The 12,735-nt window shown below is 67.8% G+C and carries 8 protein-coding genes and 6 pseudogenes; 6 read left to right on the top strand and 8 right to left on the bottom strand.

The annotated features are described in order from the left end of the window. Positions 1–91 precede the first annotated feature (91 nt). Complete coding sequence (locus tag ACWDEN_RS30835) at positions 92–1,666, top strand: FMN-binding glutamate synthase family protein (RefSeq protein ID WP_450861183.1); 1,575 nt, start codon at positions 92–94, stop codon at positions 1,664–1,666. 37 nt (positions 1,667–1,703) lie between these two features. Beyond that, a pseudogene (locus ACWDEN_RS30830) lies at positions 1,704–2,213 on the top strand (IS701 family transposase); the annotation flags it as partial. Positions 2,214–3,340: 1,127 nt separating this feature from the next. On the opposite strand, the gene ACWDEN_RS30825 reads toward ACWDEN_RS30830, so the two are convergent. From ACWDEN_RS30825 to ACWDEN_RS30800, 6 genes and pseudogenes are all read right to left on the bottom strand, one after another. Further along, on the bottom strand, positions 3,341–3,580 hold the full coding sequence (locus ACWDEN_RS30825; protein WP_450861067.1) for a glutamate synthase-related protein: 240 nt from the start codon (positions 3,578–3,580) through the stop codon (positions 3,341–3,343). A gap of 111 nt (positions 3,581–3,691) precedes the next feature. Continuing rightward, positions 3,692–4,009 carry a hypothetical protein gene (locus ACWDEN_RS30820; RefSeq protein WP_450861065.1) on the bottom strand — a complete coding sequence of 106 codons (318 nt, stop codon included), beginning with the start codon at positions 4,007–4,009 and terminating at the stop codon, positions 3,692–3,694. Positions 4,010–4,844: 835 nt separating this feature from the next. Continuing rightward, a pseudogene (locus ACWDEN_RS30815) lies at positions 4,845–4,938 on the bottom strand (IS5/IS1182 family transposase); the annotation flags it as partial. A gap of 49 nt (positions 4,939–4,987) precedes the next feature. Next, complete coding sequence (locus ACWDEN_RS30810) at positions 4,988–5,584, bottom strand: hypothetical protein (RefSeq protein WP_450861063.1); 597 nt, start codon at positions 5,582–5,584, stop codon at positions 4,988–4,990. After that, complete coding sequence (locus ACWDEN_RS30805) at positions 5,524–5,898, bottom strand: hypothetical protein (protein ID WP_450861062.1); 375 nt, start codon at positions 5,896–5,898, stop codon at positions 5,524–5,526. Before ACWDEN_RS30805 ends, ACWDEN_RS30810 begins: the two co-directional genes overlap by 61 nt. 223 nt (positions 5,899–6,121) lie before the next feature. Then, complete coding sequence (locus ACWDEN_RS30800) at positions 6,122–7,498, bottom strand: carboxypeptidase regulatory-like domain-containing protein (RefSeq protein WP_450861060.1); 1,377 nt, start codon at positions 7,496–7,498, stop codon at positions 6,122–6,124. A 291-nt stretch (positions 7,499–7,789) separates the two neighbouring features. On the opposite strand from ACWDEN_RS30800, the gene ACWDEN_RS30795 reads away from it, so the two are divergent. Next, positions 7,790–8,359: a TetR/AcrR family transcriptional regulator gene (locus ACWDEN_RS30795; protein ID WP_450702664.1), complete on the top strand. Its 570-nt coding sequence runs from the start codon at positions 7,790–7,792 to the stop codon at positions 8,357–8,359. A gap of 389 nt (positions 8,360–8,748) precedes the next feature. Here ACWDEN_RS30795 and ACWDEN_RS30790 read toward each other — a convergent pair. Next, positions 8,749–9,020 (bottom strand): annotated as a pseudogene (locus ACWDEN_RS30790) (transposase); the annotation flags it as partial. 228 nt (positions 9,021–9,248) lie between these two features. On the opposite strand from ACWDEN_RS30790, the pseudogene ACWDEN_RS30785 reads away from it, so the two are divergent. Further along, positions 9,249–9,796 (top strand): annotated as a pseudogene (locus tag ACWDEN_RS30785) (NADPH:quinone reductase); the annotation flags it as partial. Positions 9,797–9,866: 70 nt separating this feature from the next. Beyond that, positions 9,867–10,692, top strand: a pseudogene (locus ACWDEN_RS30780) (IS5 family transposase). On the opposite strand, the gene ACWDEN_RS30775 reads toward ACWDEN_RS30780, so the two are convergent. After that, positions 10,689–12,245: an oxidoreductase gene (locus ACWDEN_RS30775; protein ID WP_399070124.1), complete on the bottom strand. Its 1,557-nt coding sequence runs from the start codon at positions 12,243–12,245 to the stop codon at positions 10,689–10,691. The pseudogene ACWDEN_RS30780 and the gene ACWDEN_RS30775 overlap by 4 nt on opposite strands. Before the next feature lie 86 nt (positions 12,246–12,331). Here ACWDEN_RS30775 and ACWDEN_RS30770 point away from each other — a divergent pair. Further along, positions 12,332–12,619, top strand: a pseudogene (locus ACWDEN_RS30770) (zinc-binding dehydrogenase); the annotation flags it as partial. Positions 12,620–12,735: the final 116 nt, after the last annotated feature.

Raw genomic sequence — 12,735 nt, 5'->3', positions numbered from 1 at the left:
TAGGACTTCCGTGCGCCGAATGTGCCGTATATCGCATCATACAGACATTGTGACGCTACTGGGACAGGAGTAGGTTTCGCACGTGATTAGAATTGCATCGATCGTATTTATTGGAGTCCTCGCAGTCGCATTCGGATCCTTCGCGGCGACCGTGTCTCCCTGGTGGTGGCCGGCCGCCGTGCTGTGCGCGGCGTTGGCGGGCGTGGGTACCTACGATCTCCTCCAAAAGCGCCACTCGGTGCTGCGCAACTACCCTGTGCTGGGACATGTGCGCTTCATGCTGGAGTCGATCCGGCCGGAGTTGCAGCAGTATTTCATTGAGCGCAATTACGACGGCCGTCCCTACGACCGGGATGTGCGCAGTCTCGTCTATCAGCGCGCCAAGGGCTTGGAAGCGGAGCAAGCGTTCGGGACCGAACGGAACGTCTATGCCGAAGGATATGAGTACTTCGAGTCGTCGATGAGGCCACGCCCGGTGCCGGCGGAGCAGCCGAGGGTCCGCATCGGTGGTCCGGACTGCGCCAAGCCCTACGACATGGCCCTGTTCAATGTCTCGGCGATGAGTTTCGGCTCGCTGTCCGCCAACGCCATCCTCGCCCTGAACCAGGGCGCCGCCCTCGGAGGCTTCGCACACGACACGGGTGAGGGCGGCCTGTCGGAATACCATCTGCGGCACGGTGGCGACCTGGTGTGGGAGATCGGTACCGGATACTTCGGCTGCCGCACCGAGGACGGCCGTTTCGACCGGGCGCGGTTCGCGGAAAAGGCTGCTCACGACAGCGTGAAGTGCGTGTCGCTGAAGCTGTCCCAGGGAGCCAAACCCGGCATCGGAGGAGTGCTGCCCGGGGAGAAGGTCACCGCCGAGATAGCCCGGGTACGCGAAGTCCCCGAGGGGCGGACCGTCATCTCGCCCCCGTACCACGAGGTTTTCAGTACCCCACGGGAACTGATCCGGTTCATCGCCGAGATGCGCGAGCTGTCCGGGGGCAAGCCGGTCGGCTTCAAGCTCTGTGTGGGCTCCCGGCGTGAGTTCCTGGCGGTGTGCAAGGCCATGATCGAGGAGGGCACCGCGCCCGATTTCATCATCGTCGACGGAGCGGAGGGCGGCACCGGAGCCGCCCCGCCGGAGTTCGCCGACCATCTGGGCAGCCCCCTCACCGAGGGCCTCATCACGGTCCACAACGCTCTGGTCGGCGCCGGCCTGCGGGACCGGATCAGGATCGGCGCCAGCGGCAAGGTGGCCACCGGAGCCGACATCGTCAAGCGCATGGTGCAGGGCGCCGACTTCACCAATGCGGCTCGCGCCATGATGTTCGCGATCGGCTGCATCCAGGCGCAGAGCTGCCACACCAACACCTGCCCCGCCGGAGTCGCCACACAAGACCCGCGCCGCGCCCGCGCGTTGCACGTCGACGACAAGTCGGTCCGGGTGCAGCGCTTCCAGTCCGCCACGGTGAACAGCTCCCTGAAGATCATCGCCTCGCTGGGCGTGAACGGACCGGCCGAGCTGCGCCCGCACATGCTGCGCCGGCGCGTGGATCCGGTCACGGTCCGCTCCTACGCGGAGCTCTATGAATGGCTGGACCCGGGGCAGTTGCTGATCGAGCCGCCGGAGTCCTGGGCGGTGGACTGGAAGGCCGCCGACCCTGATCGTTTCGCCGCTTGACTGGTCTCGCCGCGGTGAGCGGGCGGGGTGCGCCATCGACGCCGGCACCCCGCCGCTCTTCGCCGTGCCCAAGTCGCGGCCCGTGCACGGCCCGCGCATCGACCACGTCCTCGCCCAGGCCCCGCCCGAGGCATGGCAGCATCTGTCGGCGGGTGCGGGAGCCATGGGCGAACGGTTCTACGACTGGGCAGCCGCCCGCTTGCCCGCAGTGTGTGGGAGTTCGACGGCGACGAGCCGACCCGGCAGCGGCGGATGCTGGCCCGCCGCAGCATGAGCGAGCCCGACGAAATCGCGTACTACCTCGCCTGCGCCCCGCTGGCGGCCACTGTCGTAGAAGTACGAGGTCCGCGGCTACATGGGATGGTGCCGGCACATCACGCTCACCATGCTCGCCCATGCGTTCCTCACGGTGAGAGCCGTCCAGAAGTGAGAATATGGGGTGACCCGACCGACGCACCCGACCTCGTGGACCTCACACCGGCTGAAATCCGTCGTCTGCCGGCAGCTGAAGCCCGCCACACTCCTGCATGCCGCGACCACGCGGTGAACTGGTCCGGATGGTGGCGTCGCCACCAAGTACGCGCCCGCCGCTGTCACTAGATGCGGCGCGGACACACGTTGGTGGGACAGCCCGTCCAAGACCGTCCCACCCATGCCAGACCCTCGCTACGCTCCCCAGCTCTGACTGACTCACCGCTACTACACCATGCCCGGCTTGGCGCTTCCATGGTGGGCCGTGGCGGACGACGTTCAGCGGGAATCCTCCGCGAGCTCAAATTTCCATCTGCCGATGGAGTCACAGTGCAGGCACCGTATTTCGGTCCAAGCCTGGTCTAGAATGAGGTGCTTGCGTCGTCCTCGTTCGGCGGGTGTCTCTGCCCGTTCGGCGGCGATCCGCCGAGCCTCTTGCTGGTCCCTGGCGTTGTCGACCAGGTAGAAGCACCGAATTATACGATCGGGGGCAACGTGGTAGCGGAATCCGATCAACCAGATGACGGTGTCAGTCATTGTCGGCTCATCAGCTTCAACGAGGGGATGGGTGAATGGCATTTCATGTCAGTGATTCTCCTGGCCGACTGCCAGCCACGCTGAAAGCCAGGGCTCCAGTCCGCCTGTGAATGTTTGGCCTGGCTCATACTTCGGAGAGTCGAGATCGGTGGTGGCGCACTCCGGGATGCGCGTGTGACAAGACGAGGAAGGTTGGGACTCAGCTGGCGTAGAGCTCAGGGCACTGTCAATACCGCTCATCGTGCAAAACACCCCCGGCCTCTATCAGGAACTAAATACCAACACCATCAGTGTTCGCTGTGCATCGCATAATCTAGTGAGCGGTCCTTGCGCAGTCAGCACTCCTGGCACGGGGCTCTTTGTGGGCATCGCGACAGATCTAATGACGCAGGGTGATGCTCTCACTAATTAGTCGTCAAGTCCGTGTGCCGAGGATCATCAAGTCGTGAGCTGGGCTTTCTCCCTGGTGTATCGCGTCGAGTTCGCGCAGTACGCGGTAGGCGTGGATGAGGCGCTTGCGGCCTCACCGCAAGCTGGTGGCGCTCCTCCAGCCTCAATGACGGGGGCGAGGTTCTGGCCACGATGAGACTCCCTCTCCTCCGCATGGGACTGGGCAGTGGCCAGGTCTACACGCCGGCACAGCGTGCGCCGGCACAATCAGCGGGTTCACATGCGGCCGGCGAAGCGATGATCTTGCGCCGTGGCGGACTGGAAGCGGTGGACTCGAGCCGATGTTTCGTGGACGTTCGATGCGCTGGCGCGACGCGGGTCCTGGGTGGCGAGGCCGACGGGGCAGGTGTTGGTGTGGCAGATATGCGCTGGATGCGTTCGACGGCGAGGGATGGAGTAGGTCAGACTGGGACAGGGCCACCGTGCACCTCCCTGGTTGAACTGGCCGTTTACCAAGGAGAGTTGCAGGTGGCCCGCCTGCTGGGCAGGGAGCGGAATCCCTGTCAGTGCACGCCCCAGGCGTACGCCCCACCCTTGATCGGCTACACCACGAAGCGGGACGCCATCTCAGTTGACGTGTCCGAGCTCCGTGAGCTGGTCCCAGACCCAGGGGTAGAAGCGGTCGAAGCGGTCGTAGGCGTAGTGGCCGCAGTGCCCGTCCGAGGGCTTCCCGTGGTGGCGGTGGCCCTCACTCCTGACTCCGCCGTACCCGCCGTGGTTCGAGCCGGTGGCTCCCGTCCCCGCAACCACACCTGATTGGGCGGGGGTGGGCGTGTCCGCCGGGAAAGCGGCCGCACTCGCCGAACCGCTGGAAGCGAAGAGAGCACCTGCGGCGACTGCAAGAGACGCAGTCGCGATCGCGATGCGACGTGCGAGCTTTTCCATAATCATTTCTCCTTGTTTTATCGATCGCTAACAGGAATCACTATGGATCGGAAAAGGGCGGGGAGCATCGCACGATCGAGTGATTGGTCGGCGTGCGACTCGCCGCCCTTCTTCGAGGCGTCCCTTTCGGGCTTGACCGCAGAAAGATCGACTCAGGGCGATCTCTGTGTGCGCCGTCGAGTATCTCGTCGCCAACGCACGGTCACCAGTAAGGAGGAGTTACTCGCGACAGGGGAGGGAACGGTCGGACCGATCACCAGATCATGTGATGCGCCTCAGCTCCTTGCCGTGCCATTCTGACCCGGCAGAAAACCAGTAGCCACGTTCCCCTCGCCCGCGCGGATGTCGGGTGTGTCCGGCAGGTCTTGCGGGCCTGCAGTGCGGGCGACGGCCGGCTCGCTGTCCGGGCCGTCAAGGACTTCGAGTCGCCGGTAGGAACCGAGCCCTCCGCACGAATGAACGGCCGCAGATGAGCGATCAGACGAAAGTGATGGTCCTGGGAGTGATCGCACTCGTCCTCGGTGTCAGCCTTGTTCTCGTACTGCAGCATGCCTGCACGCACTGATGGACAGCGCTCCCGAGGCTCGCCTGGGCCTTTCCTGAGGGGACGCCTTGGGCGTACGCCGTATTCGCCCCTGCTTTTTACGTGCGGCAGGGACTGGTTGGCGGCCGCCCGGATCCGCCGGGAGCCGGCCGGACACGGAATCGCGGTCCTCAATGCGAATCTCGCCGGCATCGGGGAGCCCGAGGCGACTTCGCCGGCAGCAGGTTCAGCTCCGACGATCTCGTGCGCGCCGCCGACCACCTGCGTGAGCACTTCGCGGCACCGTCGATTGTCGTGCGTCCCGCCACCCTGAGGGCCGCACCTTCGACCGCGGCATCAGCGGCTTTGCGATGCCCAATAGACCGTCCGGCACAACCCAACTCACCCCGCTTCATGCACAGCCGAACGACCGCCTCACCACACAGGGCACCGCCTTAGCTTCGCTTCCGCCTCAACTCAGCGGTACCCCGGGCGGTGTTCGGCGCGGGCCACCAGGCTGCGTTCGAGATCGGGGTCGCCGGTGAGCCGGTGAGTCGAGGAACCACGTCGGTGACCACGGAAACCTCGCCCCTCTGGATCGCCTGATACCACGAGATCCGGGTCTCGATCTGTTCCCCGCTCATGCCCAGTCGCCATCGCCGTGCGAAGGCTTCCTCGAGGGTCTCGGGTTCGTAGCGGTAGGGCCGACCGGTGGCTGCGGCGATCCGGGTGACAGCTTCGTCGAGAGTCAGGGCCTCGGGCCCGGTGATCTCCAGGGTCGCGCCGTCGTGCTCGGAGCGGGGACCGTCCTCGATGGCGCCGGCCGTGATCACGTCGGCGATGTCCTCGTGGGTGACGAAGGCGGCCCGGCCTGTCGGCGCAGGGCCGCTTACGACAAGTTCCTCGTTGGCGAGGGCGGCAGGCGTCGCCGCGTAGAAGCCCGCCCGGAGCACTGTGTGGCGGATCCCGGTCCCTGCCAGGAACTGTTCGGTCAGCCACTGGTCACGGGCGTTGAGGTAGGTGGCGGTGGGCGCCGCGCTGACGAGGGACACATACAGGACCCGCCCACGCCGACTGCGATCGCGGCCTCGATCGCGGTGGCGTGTTCTTCCAGCCGGCGACCCGTACGGTGTCCGGAGACCAGGATGAGGGTCGACGCGCCCTCGAGCGCCCTGCGCATGTCTGCGGCGTCGGCGTAGGCGGCCGGACCGCGTCGCTGGGCGCCTGGCAGTTCGGGCATGCGGTCGGGACCACGTCCGACGAGGAGTTGCGGGACGCCGTGGCCGGCGAGTCGGGCCGCGATCCGGCTGCCGAGCGCACCGGTCACCCCGGTGACCGCCACCGTGGCGTGATTGTTGTCAGACATGTGTTTCCCTCTTGCCCGGGCCGCTGCCGATCCCGGCGTTCTTGTTTCCGCTTACGTCCAGCAAAGAGAGCGATGGTTTCGGCCGCATCCTCCAGCCGTGCGATGGCGCCGGGGGCCACCGACACGCGGCGCGGCGGCTTCCCGGGAAACCGAGATCGTCGCGGTGTGCATCGAGCAGGGCACATCGACCTCGTCGGCCCCGGCCGGCGCCATCCGTGTGGTCTCAGGATCCGTGTCTCGCGTGTCCGAGGTCGAGGCGTTGAGCGCCCGCGCGGACTGACGTGCCGTTGCGCCGGTCGTGCAGGGTGAAGTCGGCCCGGACGGCCACACCGGACTGCAGCAGCTTCTGGTGGACCAGGGGGTCTCGGCCGGGGTGCGAGACGACGACGCTGATGTATCCCTCGGGCAGTCCGGTCACGGCGTACTCGCCGCGCGCGTTCGTCGTGGTGCGCACCAACTGCCGGCCGCCGGTGTCCATGACGGTCACCGCGGCATGGCGGACGGGCTGCTGTTCGCCGTCGTGGACGGTGCCCTCCAGCATCGGCAACGGCTCGCCGAAGTGGTGGGGGTGGACCGGTAGCGCGGTGGGTGTGGGCGTCTCCAGGGAGGGGTCCTCCACCGGCGGTTCGGGAATGTCCTGCGGCTCGTCCTGGGCTCCCCGTCGTACGGCCATGCGGTGGTGGTGCCAGGCGTCGAGGCCCAACAGCACCCAACCCGCGGTGATCCACCCGCACAGGACGAGGACCGGCTTCAGCACCCCGGCGCCGTCGAAGTACAGCACTCCTCTCAGGGCGTCGACCGCGTTGCCCAGCGGCATGACGGCGTGCAGGGCCTGGAAGAACCCCGGCAGCAGCTGGACGGGGACCAGGCCGCTGGAGGGAACGCTCAGCACGACGTACAGGCCCAGACCCGCCAGGGGGAAGAAGTGCTTGACGAAGGGCGCCATGCCGAGGGAGAACGTGGCCACGGCCGTGGTGAGCAGGAAGGCGATCGCCAGGGCCGCGGGGTCGTTGGGGAAGAGGCCCAGTCCCACGCCGACGAGGAAACCCACGGCGCTGAAGAGGCCGGCGACGCCCGCGACCGTGATGAGCTTGTTGCGCCGGTTGAAGGTCACCGCCCGCAGCAGGGTCGTGGCGAGTATGTAGCCGGGGACGTTCCAGGCGATCCCGAAGTAGACCAGGGTCGTGCCGGACCCGTCCTTGCTGACCGTGGGGGCTACGTCCGTGACGGTGAGCTTCTGGTGGTTGTGCGCCGCAAGCTGGGTGAAGCCCTTGGTCAGCGCCTGCTCGAGGGACGCGCCGTTGGCCTTGGCCACGTAGAGCACGGCGGCATGTCTGCCCGTGGCGGCGAAGCCTGCCGCGGCGTCCCGGTCCACCACCGCCCGGCGGGCTGCCCGGGCGTCCGGGACGGCGGTGACGTCGAACCCGCCGGGATGCTGCCGCTGGAGTGCGGTCTCGACCCTGTATTCCACCGCGGGATCGGCGATCACGAGCTGGGCGTGGTGGGGCTGAGGCTGGTGGAAGGCCATGGGGAAGCTGAACAGCAGGCCGAGGAAGAGTACTGCCGGGATCGTGAGGGTCTCGACGAGGACTCTGGCCACGGATATGCCCCGGGGACGCGCGATCCGGTGTTTCACAGGACCACCCCCTGGCGGCCACGGCGGGCCATGCCGCAGAGACCGCGGCACACTCGGCCAACCGGATCCCCGGTCACCACTTGGCCGCCTCTCCGGTACCGGCGGTCCCTCACTGTTCGTGATCCAACCAGTTTCACGGCGCCTCCCTCGGCTGTGCCGCGCCTGACCGTCGCCATGGCGCCACCTCGATTAACGTACCGATCGGCACATTTACGTCTGCTGGACCTTACGCGTACCGGTCGGTACAGTCAAAGCGTGCCTCGCCCCGTCAACGCCGAGAAGCGCGCCGAGCTGCTGAAGCAGGTGGTGAACCACCTCCAGCACCACGGCGTCGCGCAGATGTCGCTGAGTCCGCTCGCCGAGTCGATCGGCACAACCAAGCGCATGCTTCTGTACTACTTCGGCAGCCGTGAAAACCTGCTGGCCCAGGCGCTGGCCGCTTGCCGTCCCGACGCGCACGCGATGTTCGACGACGTCCGCGACAGCGCGGGGCTGCGCAAGGCGGCTCATACCCTGTGGGAGGCGATGACCGTCGGGGAGCAGTCTGGGCCGGTCCGCATGCTGCTGCAGCTGCTCAGCCTGGCCGCCACCGATCCCGAGCAGTACGGCGACATCGCGGCCGAGACCGTCGAGGTCATGATCGGCCCCATCGCCGCGGCCTACGTCCGGCTGGGTCACCCGCCACAGCAGGCGCGGACAGCGGCCACGCTCCTCGTCTCCGGCCTGCGCGGTCTGTGCCAGGACCGCTTGGTGACCCATGACGTCGCCCGTACCGACGCGGCCGCCCGCCGCCTCATCAGGGACGCGGTCACGACGGCCGACTGAGCCTGCGCCCCCGACCACTTCGGGGTCTCGGTATCACCCCGGCACTCGCGAAGCAGGGCTGGTAGTCCGGTCCTGCGGGTTAGTCCATGGATGGCTCCCCGCTTGGTGGCGCAGCCGATCAAGACCAGGGCGTACGACCTGCAGGCCACCGCCTTGGCTGACCTGAGTCAAGGGAATTCGACAAGCCCCAGCCACCCCCGCCTCCTCTGCAACCCTCTCCGGCCTCCTGGCCGGCTTTCTCATCCTGTCCGCAGGGGCCGGCGCCCACGCTGCCAGCAGCCAAATGCAGGCGAGTGGCCTGTACGTGGCTACTAACGGGCAGTGACAGCAACGCGGAAACCCTGACGGCGTCGCTGAAGACGATCCAGCGCGCTGTGGACCTGGCTCAGCCGGGTACCACGATCATCGACCCTGCGGTCGTTCACCGGGGCGCGGAGACCTCGACCGGACCGGCCGCCGTGACGACAATCCGGGGCCGGTGGCGGCCGTTGCGGACCACCAGGCGTCGGCCGTGCCCGTCGGTCTCAGCGGCCAACTCGGCTATGTACTGGTTGACTTCCGCCTCCAGAGCGGCGGCCAACATCCGGCGGGCGCCCTCGCGCACAATCTCGTCGATCAAGGCGCCGGACTGGGTGGAACCGTCGTCAGCGACTACGCTCAGGGGCGTGCCTTCCCGACCCGCGCGCCAACGCGGGCCTACTCGGTGGCAATCACAGGATCAATCGGGAAGGTACGCCCTCCGCGTCCCTCCGGGAACCGATCCACAGGTCCTGAGCATTGCTCACGTGTCTCTCGGCGCGAGAGGACTGGCACTCAGAGCTTTTCGACCTGGCCATGATCCTGGCGGACGTGCCGGACGCCCTGGCCCAAACCGGCGATGACCTGTACGCCGTCATCCTTCGTGCCCGGTTACGACATGGTCGGCACCGTGCTGGCGGCCGGGGACGGAGTCGGTGCCGGTCTCGTCGGTACCCGGGTGGCCGCGCTGCTCAAGGTGGGCGGCTCGGCCAGTCACGTGGTCGTCGACGCCGCCGACGTGGTGCCGGTCCCGGACGGTGTCGGCGCGGCGGAGGCGGAGACCGTGGTGATCAACGGGCATCAAGGCGTGGCAGATGCTGCATCGCAAGGCCCGCGTCCATGCCGGGCAGACCATCCTGGTGCATGGCGCCAACGGGGGAGTGGGGTCGGCCCTGGTCCAACTCGCCGAAGGCGATCGGCACGGCTTCCGAGCGCCACCACGCCGCCTTGCGGGAGCGGGGGGTGAGCCCGATCGACTACCGCACCGAGGACATCCCCGCCCGCGTCCGCGAGCCCGACCCGCGCGGTGTGGACACCGTCTTCGACCACGTCGGCGGCCGTGGCATCGTCGACTCCTGGCGCCTGCTCGCGCCCGGCGCCCCGCTCGTCTCCTTCGGCAGCGCCTCCACCCGCGACGACTAAGAACTCCTAACGAAATGATCTTCGCGGTAGTTGGATTGCTCCGGGCTTGGTGATCTGGGGGTGCGGGGTGGCGCGGCCGAAGCCATGGGAAGTCGACGACAAGCTGTGGGCGGTGATCGAGCCGGTGCTGCCCAGGGTCGAGCGTCGGCCCCGGCACCCCGGGCGCAGGCGGCATCCGGACCGGCTGGTGTTCCAGGGCATCCTGTTCGTCCTGCACACCGGGATCGCCTGGGAACACCTGCCACAGGAACTCGGTTTCGGTTCCGGCATGACCTGCTGGCGGAGCCTGGCCGAGTGGACCGAAGCTGACGTATGGCCCCGGCTGCACGAGGTCTTCCTCGCCAAGCTCCGCAGCGCGAACGCCCTTGACTTCTCCTGGGCGGCCGTCGACGGCTCACACATCCGGGCGCTAAAGGGGGGCTCCAAGACCGGACGAAGCCCCGTCGACCGGGGCGGAACAGGCAGCAAACACCACCTCATCACCGACGCCACCGGCATCCCGCTCGCCGTTACCTTGACCGGCGGCAACCGCAACGACGTCACCCAGCTGATCCCACTGCTTGAAGCGGTGCCGCCGGTGCGGGGCAAGCGCGGCCGGCCGGCCCCGCCGTCGCCCGGACGTGGTGCTGGGCGACCGCGGCTACGACCACGACAAGTACCGCCGTTTGGTCTGGGATCTCGGCGTGAAGCCGCTGATCGCCCGCCGGGGCGCCGAGCACGGCTCCGGACTCGGCACCCACCGCTGGGTCGTGGAGCGCGCGTTCGCCCACCTGCACTGGTTCCGCCGCCTGCGGATCCGCTGGGAGATACGCGACGACATCCACGAAGCCTTCCTCACCCTCGGCTGCGCGCTGATCTGCTGGCGACGCCTGAACGCAGGTGTCGCTCGCTAGTTTTTCTGCAGGGCGCGCGTGACACCCGCGATGACGGCGGTCGTCAGCACCCAGCCGAAGGCGATCAGCAGGTAGGCCAGCCATTGGAGGCTGTCGTTCGGCCAGAACCAGGCCGTGCGCTGGCCCAGACCGCCGATGGGGATCAAGAGGTCGAGTGTGTAGACGAGGGGCTGGAACGGGGCGCCTTGGCCTCGTTGGACCGGGTCGGGGGAGTGAGTACCGAAGGACAGCGTGCCCAGCAAGGTCAGCGCGAGGAGCCAGACGCCGGCCAGCCAGGGGCGGTAGCCATAGCCGACAGTCGCGTCGAGCAGGTGCCCCCACACGCGCGCGGCCGGGTGAAGAGTTTGACGCCGATGGCGCTGCTTGGCCAGGAGTACACGGCGGGCGTCGTCGTCGTGGCCGGCCTTCCGATACCAGCTCGCCAACTGCTCATAGGGCTGGGGGTTGTAGCCCGGGCTGCGTCGTATCCACGCCACACGGTGGGCCACGGAATCCCGCCGCCCCACTGCCTCCCGCCGCTCGCCGGCCTCGTCCACCTTGATGGAGCCGTAGACAAAGCCGTCCAGCTCCACCACGTCCGGCCAGCTGTGCTCGCTGTCGTGGAGGTAGGACACCTGCGCACCCCGCAGGTCCACGATGCCGGACGGTGGCCGGGCGAGGATGAAGTCGAAGTCGACGGCCTGCATCAACAGGGCGACCAAAGAGGGGCCGCTGCCGTCGGGCGGCCCGTTCAGGACGGCCCCTTCGAAGGTCAGATTGTCCGAGATCCGGACACCCCGCAGCCGTACGGTCCCGTTCGCGGTGAACCCGCCGGAGAGGTTGATCGACGAGGCCACGGCGTTGTCCAGGGCGAGGGCCACTCCGCGCGGGCCGGGCTGTTCCAAGCGCGCGCCCTGCATGAACAGCCCACCCGGCAACTGTGCCCCCAGCAGGCGCACTTCACCTCGCGCGACAAACCCGCCCTTGCAGAAGACGCCTCCTTCCATAACCAGGCCACCGGCGGCCACGGCCCACCCTCCGGGCGCGTTGATCTCAGCCTTGTTGAGGACCACGCCGCCGGTCACGCGGGCGTTGGTGAGCGACAAAGCGGTAATGTCGTGGTGGAAAGGTCCGGGAGCGCCGCTCTCCACGAGCGAGCGCCGCAGGTCGAGGTTTCCCTCGATGCGGGCCGACCCGGCTTCGATGCCGGGCACCCGGCTGCCCGTGATCACGAGCGTCTGCGTCGACGCCCCGAGAAGGTTCACCGGCTCATCGAACCAGCAGTCCTCGATCCATAGGGAGTGACCGATCTGTGCGCCGGCCAGGTTGAGGTGGCCCGATATCCGGGCCCCGGTGAGCCTCAGGCATGCCACGGCGCCCGGTTGCGTGGTGTTCGCGCCCAGGAGGAGCGCCACGATCACGGCAGCCCGAACCGCCCGCCCGGGGCCCCATTGCCCACCCGCGGCGACACGATCGTCCTCGGGCGCACCCGTGCGCAAGTCCACGCGGCGTCCCTCGGGGAACGCGTCCCACAACTCACGCTCCGAGGAAGTCAACTCGTCGTATGAAAGCACTCCTGCAGAGTAGTGATCTACCTTCGTGCTCGCCTTGACTCACCCCGCGCGGCTTGGAGGGCGGTCCATTCTGTTAGGAGTTCTAAGGCTCCAAGCAGTGGCTCGTGCTCAAGTTGCTGGGCCGGGTATGGCTGTGGAACACCCTGTCCAACCGCCGCCGCGCCTATTTCTTCAACGTCTGGGTCGGCCGCGCCCTGAACCGCGGCCGTTTCCGGGCCCGGTTGCGCGCCGACCTCACCGAGGTCTTCGAAGCGCTCCGGCGCGGTGAGATCACCGCCCAGATCGCCGCCGAACTGCCCCTGACTCAGGCTGCCGAGGCGATGCGGCTGGCCGAGTCCGGCACCGTCGCCGGAAAGGTCGTCCTGCGCGCCTGACGCATCACGCGCAAGCCGGCACACATCCGTCTCCGGCGATCACAGCGTTCGCGTGCCAGGCGCGCCCGCACCCGGATCCGCCTGCTTCTGCCCGCCGCCGTGGCCGCCCTGGGCGT

The organism is Streptomyces sp. NPDC001153, assembly GCF_053598315.1.
This window is presented reverse-complemented; position numbering and strand designations above follow the sequence as displayed.

Coding starts and splice junctions, on each gene's coding strand:
- ACWDEN_RS30820 (WP_450861065.1), bottom strand. CDS start 4,009: ATGGAAAAGCTCGCACGTCGCATCGCGATCGCGACTGCGTCTCTTGCA.
- ACWDEN_RS30805 (WP_450861062.1), bottom strand. CDS start 5,898: ATGTCTGACAACAATCACGCCACGGTGGCGGTCACCGGGGTGACCGGT.